This window comes from Flavobacterium cryophilum, assembly GCF_048286555.1.
Lineage (GTDB): Bacteria > Bacteroidota > Bacteroidia > Flavobacteriales > Flavobacteriaceae > Flavobacterium.
This window is the reverse complement of the sequence record NZ_JBLVPZ010000011.1, coordinates 37,133-56,022: the sequence shown is the minus strand read 5'-3', so window position 1 is coordinate 56,022 and position 18,890 is coordinate 37,133. Positions and strand designations below refer to the sequence as shown.

The following is an 18,890-nucleotide window of genomic DNA, read 5'->3' as shown; positions in this document are numbered from 1 at the left end:
ATCCTAAAGTTCATACACTACCAATCCGCTTCTAAACTTCGGTTCTATATAGGTACTTTTTGGAGGCATAATTAGATTGGCATCAGCCAGGGCTTTTATTTCTCCTATATTTGATGGGAATAGTATAAAACCGATTTCAAATTCTCCTTGATCAATTTTATTTTTTACCTCTAAAACGGATTGTTTTCCTGAGAGGTATTCTATTCGTTCATCATTGCGTAAATCTTCGATGGCTAATATCGGCAGCAACACTTTTTTGTATAAAATTTGCGTGTCTAAACCATCCAAAGCAGTTAAGAAAACTTCATTTTCCTTTCGTAACACTAAGCTATAAAATGAATTGTCCAGATACATTCCAAATTGATGCTTTTGAGAAGGCTGAAAAGGTTGCTGAAATTTATTTTCAATAATGAAATTCTTTTCTAATTCTTTTATAAAATCTTCTTTCGAGAGACCGTTTAAGTCTTTTACTAAACGATTGAACTCATATATTTTGACATTATTTTCAGAAATTAAATAACTCAGAATATGATTTTTTGCAGTATTTTCTGGATCATCATTTTCCTCAGATAATAATTTCAGTGCTTCGGTGCGATGGTGACCGTCAGCAATATAAAGATTATTTGTCTTTTCAAATATATTTTGTAGCCAATTAATTTCTAATGCATCTTCAATTTTCCAAAGATAATGAATCTCCTTTTTTGTGGTTGAAAATTCAAAATCGGCTAATTTTTGAGTACAGTTATAAATCCAGTTTTCGATGGTTTTATTATCAGGATACGACATAAGAACCGGCTCTGTATTAAACTCTGAATATTTCATATAATCTTTGAGTAATCGGACTCTAAAATCAATAATATCTTCATGTTTTTTGATAATATTGTTGCTGTAATCTTTGATGCTTGTCCCTGCAATAATGCCCGTGAATGAATGCGTTTTGGTTACGATTTTATGAATATAAATCGCGGGCTTTTTATCTTTTACTAAAATGATTTCATTTTTGAAATCCACATATTTTTGATGTACTTGGCGGTATCTTTTTTCGAAAGATACCGTTTCCTGATTGGTGTAAGCTGGTTTTAGAATATGCAAAAACGATAGCGGATTAAAATCCAGCTGCGCCGCTAATTCAGCATTTACATATTCTTCGTAAGATCGACAAGTAACAAGGCAAACTTTATCGCGAGTGGGACGAACTGCTTTAAAAGGGATTATTTTAGCCATCTGATTTAGTTTTCAGTCAGAGTCGCAGTTTTCGGCTGATCGTAAAACCTGAAAACTGCGACCGAGAAGGGTGACTTTTATATAAATTGTTTAGAAATCTTCTCTGCTTTCTTGCTTTCAGAATAATCGTAGAAACCTTCACCAGATTTTACTCCCATTTTTCCGGCTCGAACCATATTTACTAATAATGGACAAGGCGCATATTTTGGATTTTTGAAACCGTCGTAGAGTACGTTTAAAATAGCCAAACATACATCAAGACCAATAAAATCAGCAAGTTGTAATGGTCCCATTGGGTGACCCATTCCAAGTTTCATAACAGTGTCAATTTCATAAACACCGGCCACTTTGTTGTACAAGGTTTCGATAGCTTCGTTAATCATTGGCATCAAAATTCTATTGGCAACAAAACCAGGATAATCGTTGACTTCAACGGGTGTTTTTCCTAATTTCTCAGAAAGATTCATAATGATTTTTGTTACTTCATCGCTAGTGTTGTAACCACGAATGATTTCTACCAGTTTCATAATTGGTACCGGATTCATAAAATGCATCCCAATTACACGTTCCGGATGGGCCACAACGGCTCCAATTTGAGTAATTGAAATGGAAGAAGTATTGGTTGCCAAAATTGTATCGGGAAAACAAGCTTCATTTAATTGCTTGAAGATATTTAGTTTTAATTCTACATTTTCAGTAGCCGCTTCAACCACTAAATCAACACCTACAACACCATCTTTAATATCAGTATAGGTTATGATATTAGTAATAGTTTTTGCTTTGTCTTCTTGAGTAATGCTTCCTTTTGCAATCATTCGGTCTAAATTAGCGGCGATAGTAGCCATCCCTTTATCCAATGATTGCTCTGAAACATCTATTAATTTTACGGTAAAACCGCTTTGTGCAAAGGTATGGGCAATTCCATTTCCCATTGTTCCTGCTCCGATTACAGCTATTGTTTTCATGTTATATGGTTTAAAGTTTTAAAGTTTAAAGTTTAAAGTTTTCTTGAGCAACTTTAAACCTTAAACTTTAAACAAATTTTATTTATTTTTTAAAACAATCAATAATTTGGTACGCCACTTTTAACGCTTCAGTAGCTTGTTCTAATGTTACGACTGGTTCTGTATTATTGATTACAGCGTCTGCAAATGATTCTAATTCGTCAAGAATTGCGTTGTTTTGCTCTACATCAGGATTGGAGAAATAGATTTGTTTTTTAACGCCTTCAGCATTTTGTAAAATCATATCAAAATCACCGGGAACTTCCGGAGCGTCTTTCATTTTTACCACTTCACATTTCTTTTCTAAGAAATCCACTGAGATGTAAGCGTCTTTTTGGAAAAAACGAGATTTGCGCATGTTTTTCATCGAAATTCGGCTCGCTGTTAAATTAGCAACACAACCATTTTCGAATTCTATTCTTGCATTGGCAATATCCGGCGTATCACTGATAACCGAAACCCCACTCGCATTTATATTTTTCACTTTAGATTTTACTACACTCAATATAGCATCAATATCATGAATCATTAGATCTAAGACTACAGGAACATCGGTTCCACGTGGATTAAATTCCGCAAGCCGATGGGTTTCAATAAACATAGGGTTTTCGATCATGTTTTTAGTAGCTATGAATGCAGGATTGAAACGCTCCACATGCCCAACTTGACCTTTGACATTGTATTCTGCCGCCAAAGCGATAATTTCTTCGGCTTCTTCGACCGTATTTGAAATTGGTTTTTCTATAAAAACATGCTTGCCAGATTTGATGGCTACTTTGGCACATTTGTAATGAGAAAGGGTTGGTGTTACAATGTCAATTACATCAACTGCATGAATAAGAGTTGCAATTGTGTTAAAATGTTTATATCCAAATTCTTTAGAAATCTTTTCGGCATTCTCTTGATTTGGATCATAAAAACCGACTAACTCATATTTCTCAGATTGTTGTAATAGTCGCAAATGTATTTTTCCTAGATGACCAGCACCTAATACTCCAATTTTCAGCATAATGATGTAATTTTTACAAAAATAGCAATAAAATGATTAATCTATTATTGATGTGGGACAATTATTCAGTTTATTTAAAATTTAAAATCCAACATTTGAATTCAGAAATTGTTTTCTATTTTTACCAAAATAAAACAGTAAATTTTGAAAGACACAGCCAAGCATCAAGGACTTCGGAATCAATTAGTAAGCGTTTTAGAGCAAAAAGGGATTACTGATAAAAGTGTTTTGGATGCCATAAAAAAGATTCCGAGACATTTATTTTTAAATTCCAGTTTTGAAGACTTTGCGTATCAAGATAAAGCATTTCCTATTGCAGCTGGCCAAACGATATCACAACCGTATACTGTAGCTTTTCAATCTCAATTATTAGAAGTAAAAAAAGAACATAAAATTTTAGAAATTGGAACAGGTTCTGGATATCAAACTGCTGTTTTATGTTTATTAGGAGCCAAAGTATTTAGTGTTGAAAGACAAAAAGAGTTGTTTAAGCAAACTTCTATTTTATTTCCAAAATTGAATATTCGTCCCAAACATCTTTCTTTTGGAGATGGTTATAAAGGATTACCAAGTTACGCTCCTTTTGATAGCATTATTGTAACGGCAGGTGCGCCATTTATTCCGCAGGCTTTGATGGCACAGCTAAAAATAGGAGGAAGGCTCGTTATTCCATTAGGAGAAGAGGTGCAAATAATGACTTTGCTAATCAGGAAAAATGAAACGCAATTCGAAAAACATGAGTTTGGAGAATTTCGATTCGTACCATTATTAGAAGATAAAAATTAAAACCGCATTCCCAATCCATATCAATGAGCAACAGCGAACTGGCGAAGCAAAGGGAAGGGAGCTGAAGATGTATTTTTATTTACCAATAATGTTTAGATACCGTTCTAAACTTTCTTTTTCTATTTGAGCAATAAACAGCAAAAAATCTTCTTTGTTGTTTTTAGTTTGAGCCGTTTCAAGTGTTTGATAATATTGCATTCGAGTGTCATAATCACCTTTTATATTAGCAATGATATAGCCATGTTGCAATAAAACCAAGTTCATAACCAAGCGGGAAGTTCTGCCATTCCCATCAATAAACGGATGAATGGTAACTAAACGCTCGTGTATTTCAGCAGCCAAAACTATTGGATGAAGGATTGATTTATTAGTTTCATACCAAATAAAAAAATCCTCCATTTCTTTGGCAACAAGAAAAGGTTGTGGAGGCATATAACTGCTTCCTTGAATCATAACTTGTACTTTCCTGTAGCGACCTGCATCTTCAGGATGAATCCCTCTCAAAATAAGATTATGGATAGACAGTACTTCGCGTTCATTTATGGAACTATTTCTTTGCATTAAATCTTTGATGTATGCGATTGCTTCTTGATGATTAATAACTTCAAGATGTTCCCGCATACTTTTTCCTGAAATTGTTAAACCTTCATTGATAACCAAATCAGTTTCACGCAGCGTCATGGTATTCCCTTCAATTCGGTTACTTTCAAAAGTATATTCTAATTCTAACGCTTGTGTAATACGATAACTGTCAAACTGTCGAAAACTATCCAGTTTTGTTTTTAATGTATCTATTTCATCTAAAATTTTCTGAAGTGTAGTTGATAATTTTTTCTTGGAAGGCTTGCTTTGATATCTTATTTCTTCTTCTGCAACCAGTAATGCTTTTAGCGCAAATTCATCTTCTCCAATTTCATAAAGAATTTTTTCTTTAAGCCAAACTACCATTATTGTTCCTAAATCTATTTCCAGTAAAGAAGCTAGCTTTATAACTTGTTCTCTGGTAGGTTTTCTGCCTCCACTTTCAAATTTACTGATTAAGGCTTGATCAATTCCTAAAAGTTGAGCCACTTCTCTAGTTTTGAGTCCTTTTTGTTCTCTGGCGTTTTTGAGTAGTGTTTTCATTTTTAGAAATGTTTTAAATTGTCTTGACAAATTTAGTCATTTTTTAAAGCAAAAAGTAATTTATTCAATATTTTTTTAATTTAAAATGATTTTTTGATTCTGTCTAGATCGCGTTTGGTATCTTGTTCTTTAAGAGATTCACGCTTGTCATAGGTTTTTTTTCCTTTACAAAGACCAATTTGTAGTTTAGCCATTCCTTTTTCATTGGTGAACAATTTCAAAGGGATTACGGTTAATCCTTTTGCCTGAACGCTTTTAGCCAAGCTTTTTAATTCTCTTTTATTTAAAAGTAATTTACGTTCGCTTCTTGCTTTGTGGTTAAATTGATTACCAAAAGTGTACTCTTCAATATAAGTATTGATCGCAAAAAGTTCGTTATTGCTAAATTCACAAAAACTCTCTGTAATATTTGCTTTTCCTAATCGAATGGATTTGATTTCAGTTCCGGCTAAAACAATTCCAGCAGTGAAAGTCTCGATTATTTCATAGTCAAATCGAGCTCTTTTGTTTAATATGTTTATTGTTTTTAGCATAGTGCAAATGTAACAAAAATTAAAGGTTTAGCAATAACTTATGGCAATTTCAAAAGTTGGTATGTGATCGAGTCGCCTTTTATAGTTACAATATAAAGATTACCAAAAGTGGTGTCTTCAATAGCTGCATATTTTTTTTGATTAATAATTTGATTGACAAAATTTGCTGTAGTGTTACTATGACCTACAATCAAAACTTTTTTACCAAGTGTTTCTTTTTTAAATGAATCAATGGATATAGTTTTAGGATTGTATAATTTAATTTGAATCTTCTTGGCTGTAGCAGTAGGAGTTGCTGTTTGTGTTGTTCTTTTATAATCGGTGGAATATATTTCATCAAAATCAATTTCAGAGAATATTTTTTTCCAAAGAGTAGCTCTTTCTAAACCGATTTCTGATAAATCGGGATTTTGAGAATTATCTACTTTTTCAGCATGACGTATAAAGTAATAAGTGGTGGTGTTTTGTTGTCCAAAGCTAATTTGTAAAACAAATAAAGCGACTATTAATAGATATTTTTTCATTTGAATAAATTGTAAAATTAGTATTTATCGATTTTATATATTTGCAAAATGGAAAACTTAAAATCGAAAGATCCGCTTCACGGAATTACGCTTCAAAGAATTGTAGAACAATTAGTGGATTATTATGGGTTCGATACTCTTGGAGAGTTAGTGAAAATTAAATGTTTTACAGATAAACCAAGCATTAAATCCAGTTTAACTTTTTTAAGAAAAACGGATTGGGCAAGAAAGCAAGTAGAAGATTTGTATATAAAATCAGAAGCTAAATTTTCCAAATGATTTTAGTTTAGCTTATAGGAAACCATAAAACCACCTCTATAAGGAAACCATTCCCCACTCTTGTTATAATCGCCAGCTCCTTCATAACGTTCGCCTGTGCTTATTAAATAGCCTTTGTAAAAACCTTGATGCCAACCGCCACCTAGGAAACAATCCAACATGAATTTGTCATTGATTTTTACTTGATAACCAATAGTTGAACCTATAAAATATCCAACACCGTTTTCATACATGTCAGTGTTGATATAATTCCATTTTTGAAAATTAAAAATACTCATACCAATATGCGCACCGGCATAAAAACCATTGTGTTTCTCTTTAAAATGATATCTATATTCAGGTGTAAAAGTGTAAAATTCTCTAGGTTTTCCATCTACCGATTTCCAAAAAGAAGCCAACACATCAAATTGTACAGTAGATTTTTCTCCAATACTAGTTTCAATACCAACATTTGGAACCGTTAATAAAGTAGTTAGAGCATTCACTTTTATATAAGTTTGACTTTGTAATAAAAAGGAAAAAAACAGAAAAGTAATAGCAAATAATTTTTTCATAATTTTTTTGTAGCGTAATCCAATTAAAAAAGAACCGAATTTGGCGCAAATGTAAAAAATAATGTTTGATTTCTTTTGTGTTAAACGTTAAAAATGTCAGTTTAAACGTATTTTAACATTGTAAAAGTAGACTAGAAAAAAGACTATTTGTTTAAAATGGAATAAATTACGGTATCCAAAAATTGACCATCAAAAAATTCGTTTTCCTTTAAATGCGCTTCTTTAACAAAACCATTTTTTTCTAAAACTTTTGCAGATCCATGGTTTTTAGGATCTAAAATTGCTTCAATAGAATGCAACTTCATTGTTTTAAAGCCATATTGTACCGCTACTTTCACTGCTTCAGAAATAATTCCTTTTCCATGATATTCCGGAAGTAACATATAGCCAATTTCGGCACGAAAATGCTCAGGTTTTATTTTGTAATGACCAATTATTCCAATTAATTTTGGATTATCTTTGAACGTAATCGCCCAATTGATACCTTCATTAGTTTCTATTTTGGTATCAATCATTGCAATATGTTCCAAGGCTTCTTCATCTGTTTTTAGCAAAGGTCTTGGAATATATTTCATGGTTTCTGGATTAGATCGCAATGCAAAAATCTCTTTTATATCATTTGCGTCTACTCTTCTTAAAAGCAAGCGTTCGGTTTCTAAATTTGGAAATGGACTAAAGTTTATAGTTAACATATTTTACAATTAAAGGATTTCGATACTGAATTTTGAATGGAAAGTTTCATTTGATTCTAAAATTTGAATGCCTTCTTTTTCAAATAGATTTCCGGAATTTTCAGTGGTATCCGAATAACCGAACCAAGGCTCAATACAAATAAAAGGGGCTTTCATTTTGGTCCAAATTCCTAAACTTGGAAAATTTTCAAAATGTACGGTTAACAGTGGATTTTCATTTTCTAAAATTGTCACCGCTTTGGATTTGATTGTTTTAAAAATCAATGCGTCGTTTTCAAATAATTCATACGCGAGCGGAACCTGTTTATTATGAGCTTCTATTTTCTTCATTTTATTAGAAATTAAATCATTCTCCAAAAGATAATATTCCAAAGATTCTTCTTTTTCAAAAGCAATAGCATAATTTTCAAATTGATTTGGTAAAGCAAAAGCAGGATGTGCACCAATAGCAAATGGCATTCTAGATTTTCCTTTATTAAGTACTTTATAAGCAATAGATAAATTATTTTTTTCCAATGTGTAAATGATTTGCAATTCAAATTCAAAAGGATACACTTTTACTGTTTCTTCAGAAGATTGTAGGGAGAAAGCAGCACTATTTTCGGTCGCATAGATTAATTCAAATGCCATGTCTCTGGCAAAACCGTGTCGCGATAGATGATATTCGATTTCATTATGATGAAAGGAATTATTTTTTAAGGTACCAACAATTGGAAATAAAATAGGAGAGTGCTTGCCCCAAAAATCTGGATTTCCTTCCCAAATGAATTCTTTATTCAGATTCGTTTTTAAGGAAATTAATTCAGCACCAAAATGTTTGATTTCAGCAGAAAGATTCGAGTTTGTTAGCGTAGTTGTCAAAATTATCTTTTCGAATTAATTTATTAATAGGATTATGGCGTAAATATATTTTATAATTTTTAATTCTAATTGGCTTTCTGCATGATTTTATTGTTTTAAAATGGAATCAATTTTAATTCAATAGTTAGAAATTCTCTTTTTTTTCATTAATTTGTGATATAAAATACAATAAAAAATGAAAAATATCCGCTTCAGAGTCTATTTACATTTGACTTTATTATTAGGAGTTGCATCTATTTGGGCGCAACAAACCCCAGTAAATGTATCTGGTACCGCAATTTCAAAGTACGATTACCATGATGCATTTGCTCCGTTTTTTTATTCAAAGAATGGAACAAGTACGCGTTCAGCTAGTGGTCAGCCTGGAGCTGAATATTGGCAAAACAGTGCCGATTATAAATTAACGGCGAAACTGGATGAAAAAAATAACGAAATCTCCGGAACGGGAATTATCACGTATACGAACAACAGCCCGGATAAAATGGCTTTTGTTTGGATGAATTTAGACCAGAATTTATTCAAAGCGGATTCCCGCGGAAATGCAATTGTTCCTTTGACAGGAAGCCGAAATGGAGCGCAAGGCCAAGTTTTTAATGGTGGACATGTAATAAAATCGGTGAAACTGGTAAGTACAGTCAAAGGAAAATCAACTGAGGTTGAAGCTAAGTATGTAATTACCGACACCAGAATGCAGGTTTTTCTTCCGCAAGGATTGAATGCTAAAGGAGGTTCTGTTAAAATCAAAATCGATTTTTCTTTTATTGCGCCTTTTGAAGGCTCGGATAGAATGGGAATTTTGGAAACTAAAAACGGTAAAATTTTCACCATTGCGCAATGGTATCCGCGCATGTGTGTGTATGATGATGTAAGAGGTTGGAATACGAATCCGTATTTGGGAGCTTCGGAATTTTATCTGGAATACGGTGATTTCGATGTGAGCATTACGGCGCCATCGAATCATATTGTGGTTGCTTCCGGCGAATTGCTAAATCCTACAACAGTTTATTCTACTGTGGAGCAAAGTAGATTAGCGCAAGCGAAACAAAGTGATAAAACAGTTTTTATCCGTACTGCGGCAGAAGTTGAAAATTCGTCTAAAATTATTACAGCAACTACTAAAACGTGGAATTATAAAATCAAAAATGCACGAGATTTTTCTTGGTCTTCGTCAGCGGCATTTATTTTAGACGCAGCAAAAATAAATTTGCCAAGTGGAAAAAAATCGTTTGCAATCTCAGTTTATCCAATCGAAAGTGCCGGTGAAGCAGCATGGGGACGTTCAACAGAATATACGAAAGCTACCATAGAGAATTATTCTAAAAGATGGTTGGAATATCCGTATCCTGCAGCTACGAACGTTGCCGGTAATGAAGGCGGAATGGAATATCCAGGAATTGTTTTTTGCAGTTGGGAGTCTAAAGGAGCTGATTTATGGGGTGTTACGGATCATGAATTTGGACACATTTGGTTTCCTATGATTGTTGGGTCAAATGAAAGATTGTTTGCTTGGATGGATGAAGGTTTCAATACTTTTATAAATTCATTGAGCTCCATAGATTTTAATAATGGCGAATACAAAGACAAGCCAGTTGATATGCATCAAAGAGCTGAAGCGTATACAAGTCCGAATCTTGAAACCATAATGAGTTCTCCGGATAATATGAAAGAACGCAATATAGGTCTTTTAGCCTATTCAAAACCAAGTTCGGGATTAGTGATTTTGCGCGAACAAGTATTGGGATCGGAACGTTTTGATTTAGCATTGAAAACCTATGTAGAGCGTTGGGCATACAAACATCCACAACCAGACGATTTTTTCAGAACAATTGAAAATGTTGCAGGAGAGGATTTAAGTTGGTTTTGGAGAGGTTGGTTCCAATACAATTGGCGTTTAGACCAAGGAATTAATTCGATAAAATATGTAAAAAATGATCCTAAGAAAGGCGTTATAATTTCGATTGAAAACTTCGAAAAAATGGCAATGCCGGTAAGTTTAGATGTGAAATCGAAAAGCGGAAAAATAACTCGTGTTAAATTACCGGTTGTAGTTTGGCAAAAAAACAAAGCTTGGTCATTCAAACATAATTCTACGGAGGAAATTGAAAGTATCACGCTAGATCCGGATCATGTTTTACCAGACAGTAATGAAGGAAATAACACCTGGACAGCAAGTAAAGGTTTGATTGAAAAAGATGTAATTCTGGATGGTTATTTAGGAACATATTCTACTAAAATGGCGCCACTAAAAATTACTTTTTCAGAAAAAAATGGTGCGTTAAATGTTTTGATAACGAATTATCCGAGTTTCACGGTGGAACCTACAGGAAAAAATAGTTTCGAGTCGAAACAAGCGGGACTTAAATTTCAATTTGATGACAATCTAAACGGATTTGACATGACTGTTCCCGAAGGACAAAAAATACCTTTTACAAAAGATAAATAGTCACTAAATATTATAAAAAAGAAAAGACTTGTAGGAATTAAATCTACAAGTCTTTTTTATTTTATTTAACCCGTTGGGTGTAATTCAATTTGTTTAATTTTTTAACCACATAGAAACATCGATTTTAAAATTATTTAAGGCGTTTCACTTTTTTAGAGAAAACTATAGCTAGGTGAACCCAAGTATTAGGCTATCCTATTCTTTTTTTCTATGTTTCTATATGGTTCAATTTTTTTATTTAAGATTAATTGAAATTTTTATTAATTACACCCAACGGGTTTATTTATTTTAAATCTATTCCGGAATTTGCTGACTCAAGCAGTGCAATGTTCCAAAACCCCATATAAAATCAGTTGCACTAATTCCGATGATTTCTCTATCAGGAAAACATTCTGAAAGGATATTCAGCGCTTTTCTGTCATTACTGTCGTTAAAAGTTGGAACCAGAATACAATTGTTCAAAATCAGGAAATTAGCATAACTGGCAGGCAATCTCAAGCCATTAAATTCCAAACGTTTTGGCATCGGTAATACCACAATTACGGGTGATTTTCCATTTTCCAGTTTGGCGTTTTGCAATCGTTTTAAGTTCTCTTGCAACGGTTTGTAGTTCTTATCGGTTGGATCTGTTTCCACAATAGTCACAATTGTATCTTCGTTGACAAAACGGCATAAATCATCAATATGCCCGTGTGTATCATCGCCTTCAATTCCGTCACCTAACCAAATCACATTCGTAATTCCAAGGTATTCTTTGAAAACGGCTTCGTAATCGGCTTTGGTGAAATTTGGATTTCGAACCTGAATATCAGGATGCATCAAGCATTCTTCGGAAGTCAGTAAAGTACCTTGACCATTGGTGTCTATCGCTCCTCCTTCTATTGTAACTGGTTTTCCTTTATAGCGTACTTGAGTAACTGGAATATTTAAAAATTCGCCTACTTTGGCAGGAACAAATTTGTCCAGCTGAATGTTTTTATATTTGGCCCAGCCATTAAAATTAAAATTCAAAGCTTCTCTATGGGTTCCGTTTTTTACAACAATTGGGCCCGAATCACGCATCCAACTTCTATTGGTTTTATGAATAATGTACGAAACATTAATCAATTCAACATGAGCTGTTTCTAACATCGTATTGACTTTTTCTTTTTGGTTTTCATCCGCAACTACTAAAAACACGTGCTCGAAAGTAGCCACTTTTTTAATGAATTCCACAAAAGCCCATTGAATCGCTTCATATTTTCCTGGCCAATCCTTGCCGTTGTGTGGAAAACAAAGTAAAATTCCTTGTTGCTTTTCCCACTCAGCAGGGAATCTTCTGTTGTTACTCGTTTTCATAATTAGTCAATCGCTCTTTTTGTAATATCACCAAAAGCGTCTATTCTTCTGTCTCTAAAGAAAGGCCAGTTCTGACGCACATTTTCTTGTAAGTCTAAATCTACTTCGGCAATAAGAATTTCTTCTTTATCGTGTGAGGCTTGCGCCAAAATTTCGCCTTGTGGTCCCGCAATAAACGAAGATCCCCAAAACTGAATTCCCGCCGTATCAGGCAAGTATTGTTCTAAACCGATCCTGTTTGCCGCTGCCACATAAACGCCATTTGCAACGGCGTGACCTTTCATCACACTCATCCAAGCACCATGTTGGTTTACTCCATATTCATCTTTTTCACCTGGATGCCAGCCAATTGCTGTTGGGTAAAATAACACTTCTGCACCTTGCAAAGCAGTTAAACGAGCCGCTTCCGGATACCATTGGTCCCAACAAATCAGCGTGCCAACCTTTCCTTTTTTAGTTGGAATTGTTTTAAAGCCCAAATCACCGGGGGTGAAATAGAATTTTTCATAAAAATGTGGATCATCCGGAATGTGCATTTTGCGATACAATCCTGCTTCTGAACCATCAGTGTCAATGATGTATGCACTGTTATGGTATATTCCTGACATTCTTTTTTCGAAGAAAGGAACAATAATTACCACGCCTAGTTCTTTGGCCAAAGCGCTAAAAGCAATAAACGAAGTGCTATATAATGGTTCTGCCAAAGCAAAATTATCTACATCTTCGCTTTGACAAAAATAATGACTGCTGTATAATTCCGGCAACAAAATTACTTCGGCACCACGGTTGGCGGCATCACGAACCCAACTGATACATTTTTTCAAGTTGTTTTCGGCAATATCATTAAGATTCAATTGAAGGACCGCTATTTTGTATTTTTTGTTTGGCATGACTAAAATTTTATACCGCAAAAATAGTGAATTTTATAAAGAGTAGAAAATGGGAGTTAAGTGTTTTTTAGATTTTAAATAGTTTAGGGATCCATTGTTTTGCATTTTTAAAAGCTACACTGAAGGGGAGCGTACTTGTCTCGTGGCTATAAAGAATATTTCTCATTTCTATCAAGACTTCGAGGGGCGTAAAAATTAATATATAATTGGCACTCACAATGTCACGGAGGGTTTATTTTTGTATCAAGTATAATAGACGATAAAACTGGTTAAGTTTTGCAATAATACTGTAATTTATAATTTAAATTTTCCAATTATGACAGAGGAATTCAAAATCATCGATAAAGAAGACATAGCTTTTCTTAAATTTCCACAAACAGATGTTCTAAGCGATGTTGACGAAATAAAAACTAGAATAAGTGCTATTAATAGGGCTTTATCATTGGGTAATTTAGAGCATTCAAAAATTAAAATTTTCTTTGAAGATATCGAATCCAAAAAAATAGTAGATACCACGGTTTGGGGTGTTACGGACAAGAATGTTATCTTAAAGCAAGGTGTGATGATTCCAATTCACAGAATATATAAGTTGTTTTAGGATATCATAATCTTAAATTATTTAGAACTGTACTTTGTATGAATCAGAAGCATGCGGCTCGTGCCTACTACAAATTTATAGTTATTCACTTTTGTTAATGTTCACGAGCGGGACTGAAATGTCTTCAATTTTTTGTTGCTTACTTTTTGCCAATGATCTTTTTGAACAGTTTTACAACTCCCAAAACAAGGAGTCCGACTACGAGTCCAATTATAAATTCGGTTACAATGGAGGGTAATTGGGGTAAAACATCATGTAAAAAATTAATGTTGTGTACAAATATACCTCCTGCTACTAAGATCAATGCAATGGTACCTATGACGGATAAACTTTTGATGACTTTAGGCAGCGCTTGCACCAAGATATTGCCTACTGTTTTTGTAAAACTACGTTCTTTAGTGCTCAGTTGCATCAGTTTCAAACCTGCTTCGTCCATTCGGACAATTAAGGCTACAATGCCATAAACACCCACTGTTGCTATTATTGCAATGAGAGAAACAACAAGTATCTGTGATGAAATGGGTTTTCCAATTACCGTACCTAACGCGATAATTACGATTTCTACGGATAAAATAAAATCGGTTACTATAGCTGATTTTATTTTTTCTTTTTCGAACGCTAAAATTTGTTCTTCGGTCATCGGTTCCAACGAAATTTCGAGCTGGGAATGCTCGTGAGGAAATATGTACTCGTATATTTTTTCAGCACCTTCGTACGCTAAATACAGTCCGCCTAGCACTAAGATTATAATAACAGCCACAGGTAAAAAAGCACTCAATAGAAAAGCGATGGGTAAAATGATTATTTTATTAACGAAAGAACCTTTTGCAATTGCATATAATACAGGAAGTTCTCGGGATGAAATAAATCCGGACGCTTTTTCGGCATTTACGGCCAAATCATCACCTAAAATACCCGCCGTTTTTTTGGCTGCAATTTTACTCATTACTGCAACATCATCCATGATTGCTGCGATATCATCTAATAGTGCGAAAAAACCTGATGCCATTTTGATTGTTTTTAAACTGCGTGGATTTTGGTATTGCTATACTGAAATTTAATCTGCGCGTACTGATTGTTTATAGATGCGAAGCTACTGCTTTTTGATTTACTCTATTTATAAAAAGGGTAAATTTTTAGTTAATATTCACCCATAATCTTTCTGTAGTAGCAATACTGTTTTTAATTACTTTTGAAATAAAAATAAGTATGCGATTTAAACATCTATTTAAAGCTAAATTAGATTGGCTTTTTTCCAAAAATGAATCGACGACGTACACTAAAAGTCATACTATAACTATCGACGGTAAGGCTGTTTTAAATGTTTCGGCTGCCAAAGCTTTCAAAGGAGATCCAGTTTTGTATAATCCTGAAGACCTATTGTTGAGTAGTGTGGTCTCCTGTCACATGATGTCTTACTTGTATGTTTGTAAACAAAATGATATCGAAGTGGTGTCTTATACGGACGAAGCCGAGGCAACTCTTGAAGTTTTGGAAGACGGTAGCGGCCGTTTTATAGCCATTAAACTGAATCCAAAAGTTCGTATTACTAACAAAGAAAAAATAGAGGAGGCACTCAGCTTGCATAAAAAAGCAAACCGACTCTGTTTTATAGCCAATTCGTGCAATTTTCCAATTCTGCACTTTCCAATATGTGAAATTGTAGCTCTAGATTAAAATGGTTACGTATTTTTACTGTTTTGCGATACGGATTACAGAACAGTAATTCAATCAGCTGGTTTACCCCTAAAAAACTTTAAGACATAAAAAAACACCAGCCTTTCGGCCAGTGTTTTCATAAGTTTGAATGTTCTAGATTCTAGAAACTAACTCGGTTTGGTTTCTAAAAACTAATTTGCCATCAAATGCATCTATCAATACAATGCTGTCAGTGGTTATTTTTCCGGATAGAATTTCTTTGGATAATTCATTGAGCACATCTCTTTGAATCACTCTTTTCACGGGTCTCGCTCCAAATTGCGGATCGTATCCTTTCTCAGATAAATACGCAATAGCTTCCGGAGTGGCGTCCATCGTGATGCCTTGTTGCGCCAGCATTTTGGTCACGCTTTTTAGTTGTAAACCTACAATTTGGGCTATATTTTCATTAGTCAATGGCGTGAACATCACTATTTCGTCAATACGATTGATGAATTCAGGACGCACCATTTGTTTTAGTAACCCTAGAACTTCTACTTTGGCCAATTCAGTGGCAGCTTCCACACTTCCTTTGAGGTTTTCGAATTTCTCTTGTATTATCTGACTTCCCATATTAGAAGTCATGATGATAATGGTGTTTTTAAAATCAGCCAAACGTCCTTTATTATCCGTCAAACGTCCTTCGTCTAGGACTTGTAACAAGATGTTGAACGTGTCTGGATGCGCTTTTTCAATTTCATCCAATAAGATGACAGAATAAGGTTTTCTACGTACGGCTTCGGTCAATTGTCCGCCTTCATCATAACCCACATATCCTGGAGGTGCACCCACCAAACGGCTTACGCTGTGGCGTTCTTGGTATTCACTCATATCAATACGGGTCATCGCATTTTCATCGTCAAATAAGTATTCTGCCAAGGCTTTCGCCAATTCGGTTTTTCCAACTCCCGTAGTTCCAAGGAAAAGAAACGTACCCACCGGTTTTTTCATATCTTGCAATCCGGCACGGCTTCTGCGCACGGCATCACTCACGGCCTGAATTGCTTCTTCCTGTCCTACCACTCTGTGATGCAATTCATCTTCCAGTTTCAATAGTTTTTCTCTTTCTCCCTGCAGCATTTTCATCACTGGAATTCCGGTCCATTTAGCCACTACTTCGGCAATGTCTTCACGAGTAACTTCTTCTTTTATCAACGAAGTTCCAGATTGGTTTTCTTGTAATTCTTTGAGTAAAATGGCTAAACGTTCTTGTGCTTCCTTGATTTTACCATACCGAATTTCGGCTACTTTTCCATAATCGCCATCCCGTTCCGCACGTTCCGCTTCGTATTTAAAGTCTTCAATCTCCGTTTTTACGGCTTGAATGTTATCAACGACATCTTTCTCTGATTTCCATTTGGCGTAGATTTCGTTGCGATCTTCTTTGAGATTGGCCAGATCCATTCCTAAGATTTTAAGCTTACTTTCGTCTTTTTCGCGTTTAATGGCTTCAATTTCAATTTCCAATTGCATGATTTTTCGATCCAAAACATCGAGTTCTTCGGGTTTCGAATTGATTTCCATACGCAGTTTAGAAGCGGCTTCATCCATTAAATCGATGGCTTTGTCCGGAAGAAAACGGTTCGTAATATACCGTTGTGATAATTCGACAGCGGCAATAATCGCATCGTCTTTGATTTGGACTTTATGGTGTGTTTCGTATTTTTCTTTGATTCCGCGCAAGATTGAAATAGCACTTTCAGTATCCGGTTCTTCGACCACAATTTTTTGGAAACGTCTTTCGAGCGCTTTGTCTTTTTCAAAATATTTTTGGTATTCGTCCAATGTTGTGGCTCCAATAGCGCGTAATTCACCACGAGCCAACGCTGGTTTCAGAATATTGGCAGCATCCATAGCGCCTTCGCCACCACCGGCACCCACAAGTGTGTGAATTTCGTCAATGAATAAAACAATATCACCTTCAGCAGCAGTTACTTCTTTCACCACGGATTTCAATCGTTCTTCAAATTCCCCTTTGTACTTGGCACCGGCAATCAATGCTCCCATATCAAGGGAATACACGATTTTATCTTTCAAATTGTCAGGAACGTCTCCATCTACAATTCGGTGTGCTAATCCTTCGGCAATGGCGGTTTTCCCAACACCGGGTTCTCCCACTAACATCGGGTTATTTTTAGTTCTACGGGTAAGAATTTGTAACACTCGACGAATTTCTTCGTCACGACCGATAACGGGATCAAGTTTCCCTGCTCGAGCTAACTCGTTAAGATTTTTGGCATATTTATTTAAGGAATTATACGTTTCTTCAGCAGATGCCGAAGTTACCCGTTCTCCTTTTCGTAATTCTTCTATCGCGGCTTTCAATCCTTTTCCTGTGACTCCCTGATCTTTTAATATTTGAGCCGTCTTTGTTTTAGAATCAAAAATTGCTAAAATTAAATGCTCAATTGAAACGAATTCATCATTCATCTTTTTGGCAATAATTTCCGCTTCGTTCAGCGTAGTGTTTGCAGTTCTGGAAAGCATAATTTCGCCACCAGAAACTTTTGGAAAACTTTGAATCGTACTGCTTAATATTTGAAGAAACAGGGGCACATTTACATTCAGTTTTTTTAAAATAAAAGGCGCCACATTTTCATCTACTTCAAAAATAGCCTTGAAAATATGTTCGTTTTCTATTTGTTGTTGCCCCTGGCTCTGCGCCAATTGCTGGGAAAGCTGAATGGCTTCCTGGGATTTGATTGTAAATTTATTTATGTTCATGATGGTATATTGTTTTAATGCTTTTACCTAACTTTGCGAATCATATTCAATATATATTCCAATACAATAATACAGACAAATTGACGGAAACTTCATGATTGTTATCATACTTTAAAGTCAAAATGTCTTAAAAAAAGACAATTATGAGTTTTTTCAAAAATATTTTTAATAGTTCAGAAGACAAGGATTTTAAAGAAAACAAAATCAACTGGAATGAACTAACTGATGTGGTACAACTGGATGAAATTATCGCTATTTCGAATGAAAAACCGGTGGCTATTTTTAAACACAGTACGCGATGTAGTGTTAGTAGAATGGCGCTGAAACAGTTTGAAAATGAATTCAATAGTTCAGATAAAGTTACACCTTATTTTTTAGATTTAATAGCGCATCGCGATATTTCTAATGCTATTGCGGTTCGATTTGGTGTGACGCATCAATCTCCACAATTGATTTTAATTAAGGACGGAAAAGCTATTTACAATGTTTCGCACAGTGATATTGATGCTGAGTCCTTGAATACCAAAGTATAATTTTCTTGTAAGCTATATAATTTGCCATGAAAGCCCTTAATAAAGTATTTTAAGGGAGTTCGTGGCATTTTAAAA

At 34.6% G+C, this 18,890-nt stretch carries 19 protein-coding genes; 6 read left to right on the top strand and 13 right to left on the bottom strand.

Annotation, left to right across the window (positions count from 1 at the left end; translation table 11 throughout):
- Nucleotides 1–3: 3 nt before the first annotated feature.
- From ACNQGJ_RS14475 to ACNQGJ_RS14465, 3 genes are all read right to left on the bottom strand, one after another.
- The gene (locus tag ACNQGJ_RS14475; protein ID WP_417974238.1) at nucleotides 4–1,224 is read right to left on the bottom strand and encodes a DUF1015 domain-containing protein; all 1,221 of its coding nucleotides are present in this window, start codon (nucleotides 1,222–1,224) and stop codon (nucleotides 4–6) included.
- A gap of 77 nt (nucleotides 1,225–1,301) precedes the next feature.
- The gene (locus tag ACNQGJ_RS14470) at nucleotides 1,302–2,189 is read right to left on the bottom strand and encodes a 3-hydroxyacyl-CoA dehydrogenase family protein (protein WP_417974240.1); all 888 of its coding nucleotides are present in this window, start codon (nucleotides 2,187–2,189) and stop codon (nucleotides 1,302–1,304) included.
- 82 nt (nucleotides 2,190–2,271) lie between these two features.
- The gene (locus ACNQGJ_RS14465) at nucleotides 2,272–3,237 is read right to left on the bottom strand and encodes a Gfo/Idh/MocA family protein (RefSeq protein ID WP_417974242.1); all 966 of its coding nucleotides are present in this window, start codon (nucleotides 3,235–3,237) and stop codon (nucleotides 2,272–2,274) included.
- 144 nt (nucleotides 3,238–3,381) lie between these two features.
- On the opposite strand from ACNQGJ_RS14465, the gene ACNQGJ_RS14460 reads away from it, so the two are divergent.
- Nucleotides 3,382–4,023: a protein-L-isoaspartate(D-aspartate) O-methyltransferase gene (locus ACNQGJ_RS14460; RefSeq protein ID WP_417974244.1), complete on the top strand. Its 642-nt coding sequence runs from the start codon at nucleotides 3,382–3,384 to the stop codon at nucleotides 4,021–4,023.
- Between the two features lie 75 nt (nucleotides 4,024–4,098).
- On the opposite strand, the gene ACNQGJ_RS14455 is transcribed toward ACNQGJ_RS14460, so the two are convergent.
- The 3 genes from ACNQGJ_RS14455 to ACNQGJ_RS14445 all read right to left on the bottom strand — a co-directional run bounded on the left by ACNQGJ_RS14455 (nucleotide 4,099) and on the right by ACNQGJ_RS14445 (nucleotide 6,205).
- Complete coding sequence (locus ACNQGJ_RS14455; protein ID WP_417974246.1) at nucleotides 4,099–5,148, bottom strand: Fic family protein; 1,050 nt, start codon at nucleotides 5,146–5,148, stop codon at nucleotides 4,099–4,101.
- Between the two features lie 80 nt (nucleotides 5,149–5,228).
- Complete coding sequence (smpB, locus tag ACNQGJ_RS14450; protein WP_417974248.1) at nucleotides 5,229–5,681, bottom strand: SsrA-binding protein SmpB; 453 nt, start codon at nucleotides 5,679–5,681, stop codon at nucleotides 5,229–5,231.
- A 38-nt stretch (nucleotides 5,682–5,719) separates the two neighbouring features.
- Nucleotides 5,720–6,205, bottom strand: a complete 486-nt coding sequence (locus ACNQGJ_RS14445; protein WP_417974250.1) for a histidine phosphatase family protein — start codon at nucleotides 6,203–6,205, stop codon at nucleotides 5,720–5,722.
- A gap of 48 nt (nucleotides 6,206–6,253) precedes the next feature.
- Between ACNQGJ_RS14445 and ACNQGJ_RS14440 the strand changes: the two genes are divergently transcribed.
- Nucleotides 6,254–6,484 carry a VF530 family protein gene (locus tag ACNQGJ_RS14440; RefSeq protein WP_417974252.1) on the top strand — a complete coding sequence of 77 codons (231 nt, stop codon included), beginning with the start codon at nucleotides 6,254–6,256 and terminating at the stop codon, nucleotides 6,482–6,484.
- Between the two features lie 2 nt (nucleotides 6,485–6,486).
- On the opposite strand, the gene ACNQGJ_RS14435 is transcribed toward ACNQGJ_RS14440, so the two are convergent.
- From ACNQGJ_RS14435 to ACNQGJ_RS14425, 3 genes are all read right to left on the bottom strand, one after another.
- Nucleotides 6,487–7,038: a DUF3575 domain-containing protein gene (locus ACNQGJ_RS14435; protein ID WP_417974254.1), complete on the bottom strand. Its 552-nt coding sequence runs from the start codon at nucleotides 7,036–7,038 to the stop codon at nucleotides 6,487–6,489.
- Between the two features lie 143 nt (nucleotides 7,039–7,181).
- Entirely contained in the window at nucleotides 7,182–7,730 is a 549-nt protein-coding gene (locus ACNQGJ_RS14430; protein ID WP_417974256.1) for a GNAT family N-acetyltransferase, read from the bottom strand.
- A 9-nt stretch (nucleotides 7,731–7,739) separates the two neighbouring features.
- On the bottom strand, nucleotides 7,740–8,591 hold the full coding sequence (locus tag ACNQGJ_RS14425; protein WP_417974258.1) for an aldose 1-epimerase family protein: 852 nt from the start codon (nucleotides 8,589–8,591) through the stop codon (nucleotides 7,740–7,742).
- Nucleotides 8,592–8,766: 175 nt separating this feature from the next.
- Between ACNQGJ_RS14425 and ACNQGJ_RS14420 the strand changes: the two genes are divergently transcribed.
- A complete protein-coding gene (locus ACNQGJ_RS14420; RefSeq protein WP_417974260.1) occupies nucleotides 8,767–11,034 on the top strand; it encodes a M1 family metallopeptidase in 2,268 nt (755 codons plus the stop codon).
- A gap of 294 nt (nucleotides 11,035–11,328) precedes the next feature.
- Here ACNQGJ_RS14420 and ACNQGJ_RS14415 read toward each other — a convergent pair whose 3' ends face one another.
- Together ACNQGJ_RS14415 and ACNQGJ_RS14410 are read right to left on the bottom strand one after the other, a co-directional pair.
- Nucleotides 11,329–12,372 carry an agmatine deiminase family protein gene (locus ACNQGJ_RS14415; protein ID WP_417974262.1) on the bottom strand — a complete coding sequence of 348 codons (1,044 nt, stop codon included), beginning with the start codon at nucleotides 12,370–12,372 and terminating at the stop codon, nucleotides 11,329–11,331.
- A 2-nt stretch (nucleotides 12,373–12,374) separates the two neighbouring features.
- Entirely contained in the window at nucleotides 12,375–13,262 is an 888-nt protein-coding gene (locus tag ACNQGJ_RS14410) for a carbon-nitrogen hydrolase (protein WP_417974264.1), read from the bottom strand.
- A gap of 316 nt (nucleotides 13,263–13,578) precedes the next feature.
- Here ACNQGJ_RS14410 and ACNQGJ_RS14405 point away from each other — a divergent pair, with 316 nt between their 5' ends.
- Nucleotides 13,579–13,860 carry a hypothetical protein gene (locus ACNQGJ_RS14405; RefSeq protein ID WP_417974266.1) on the top strand — a complete coding sequence of 94 codons (282 nt, stop codon included), beginning with the start codon at nucleotides 13,579–13,581 and terminating at the stop codon, nucleotides 13,858–13,860.
- 139 nt (nucleotides 13,861–13,999) lie between these two features.
- Here ACNQGJ_RS14405 and ACNQGJ_RS14400 read toward each other — a convergent pair whose 3' ends face one another.
- The gene (locus ACNQGJ_RS14400; RefSeq protein WP_417974268.1) at nucleotides 14,000–14,869 is read right to left on the bottom strand and encodes a DUF808 domain-containing protein; all 870 of its coding nucleotides are present in this window, start codon (nucleotides 14,867–14,869) and stop codon (nucleotides 14,000–14,002) included.
- Between the two features lie 200 nt (nucleotides 14,870–15,069).
- Between ACNQGJ_RS14400 and ACNQGJ_RS14395 the strand changes: the two genes are divergently transcribed.
- A complete protein-coding gene (locus tag ACNQGJ_RS14395) occupies nucleotides 15,070–15,537 on the top strand; it encodes an OsmC family protein (RefSeq protein WP_417974270.1) in 468 nt (155 codons plus the stop codon).
- A gap of 135 nt (nucleotides 15,538–15,672) precedes the next feature.
- On the opposite strand, the gene clpB is transcribed toward ACNQGJ_RS14395, so the two are convergent.
- Nucleotides 15,673–18,282 carry an ATP-dependent chaperone ClpB gene (gene clpB, locus ACNQGJ_RS14390; protein ID WP_417974272.1) on the bottom strand — a complete coding sequence of 870 codons (2,610 nt, stop codon included), beginning with the start codon at nucleotides 18,280–18,282 and terminating at the stop codon, nucleotides 15,673–15,675.
- A 143-nt stretch (nucleotides 18,283–18,425) separates the two neighbouring features.
- Between clpB and ytxJ the strand changes: the two genes are divergently transcribed.
- The gene (ytxJ, locus tag ACNQGJ_RS14385) at nucleotides 18,426–18,815 is read left to right on the top strand and encodes a bacillithiol system redox-active protein YtxJ (protein WP_417974274.1); all 390 of its coding nucleotides are present in this window, start codon (nucleotides 18,426–18,428) and stop codon (nucleotides 18,813–18,815) included.
- Nucleotides 18,816–18,890: the final 75 nt, after the last annotated feature.

What these genes read in the sequence shown, in the direction of transcription:
- ACNQGJ_RS14475 (WP_417974238.1), bottom strand. Translation starts at nt 1,224, where the DNA reads ATGGCTAAAATAATCCCTTTTAAAGCAGTTCGTCCCACTCGCGATAAA.
- ACNQGJ_RS14470 (WP_417974240.1), bottom strand. Translation starts at nt 2,189, where the DNA reads ATGAAAACAATAGCTGTAATCGGAGCAGGAACAATGGGAAATGGAATT.
- ACNQGJ_RS14465 (WP_417974242.1), bottom strand. Translation starts at nt 3,237, where the DNA reads ATGCTGAAAATTGGAGTATTAGGTGCTGGTCATCTAGGAAAAATACAT.
- ACNQGJ_RS14455 (WP_417974246.1), bottom strand. Translation starts at nt 5,148, where the DNA reads ATGAAAACACTACTCAAAAACGCCAGAGAACAAAAAGGACTCAAAACT.
- smpB (WP_417974248.1), bottom strand. Translation starts at nt 5,681, where the DNA reads ATGCTAAAAACAATAAACATATTAAACAAAAGAGCTCGATTTGACTAT.
- ACNQGJ_RS14445 (WP_417974250.1), bottom strand. Translation starts at nt 6,205, where the DNA reads ATGAAAAAATATCTATTAATAGTCGCTTTATTTGTTTTACAAATTAGC.
- ACNQGJ_RS14440 (WP_417974252.1), top strand. Translation starts at nt 6,254, where the DNA reads ATGGAAAACTTAAAATCGAAAGATCCGCTTCACGGAATTACGCTTCAA.
- ACNQGJ_RS14435 (WP_417974254.1), bottom strand. Translation starts at nt 7,038, where the DNA reads ATGAAAAAATTATTTGCTATTACTTTTCTGTTTTTTTCCTTTTTATTA.
- ACNQGJ_RS14430 (WP_417974256.1), bottom strand. Translation starts at nt 7,730, where the DNA reads ATGTTAACTATAAACTTTAGTCCATTTCCAAATTTAGAAACCGAACGC.
- ACNQGJ_RS14420 (WP_417974260.1), top strand. Translation starts at nt 8,767, where the DNA reads ATGAAAAATATCCGCTTCAGAGTCTATTTACATTTGACTTTATTATTA.
- ACNQGJ_RS14415 (WP_417974262.1), bottom strand. Translation starts at nt 12,372, where the DNA reads ATGAAAACGAGTAACAACAGAAGATTCCCTGCTGAGTGGGAAAAGCAA.
- ACNQGJ_RS14410 (WP_417974264.1), bottom strand. Translation starts at nt 13,262, where the DNA reads ATGCCAAACAAAAAATACAAAATAGCGGTCCTTCAATTGAATCTTAAT.
- ACNQGJ_RS14405 (WP_417974266.1), top strand. Translation starts at nt 13,579, where the DNA reads ATGACAGAGGAATTCAAAATCATCGATAAAGAAGACATAGCTTTTCTT.
- ACNQGJ_RS14400 (WP_417974268.1), bottom strand. Translation starts at nt 14,869, where the DNA reads ATGGCATCAGGTTTTTTCGCACTATTAGATGATATCGCAGCAATCATG.
- ACNQGJ_RS14395 (WP_417974270.1), top strand. Translation starts at nt 15,070, where the DNA reads ATGCGATTTAAACATCTATTTAAAGCTAAATTAGATTGGCTTTTTTCC.
- clpB (WP_417974272.1), bottom strand. Translation starts at nt 18,282, where the DNA reads ATGAACATAAATAAATTTACAATCAAATCCCAGGAAGCCATTCAGCTT.
- ytxJ (WP_417974274.1), top strand. Translation starts at nt 18,426, where the DNA reads ATGAGTTTTTTCAAAAATATTTTTAATAGTTCAGAAGACAAGGATTTT.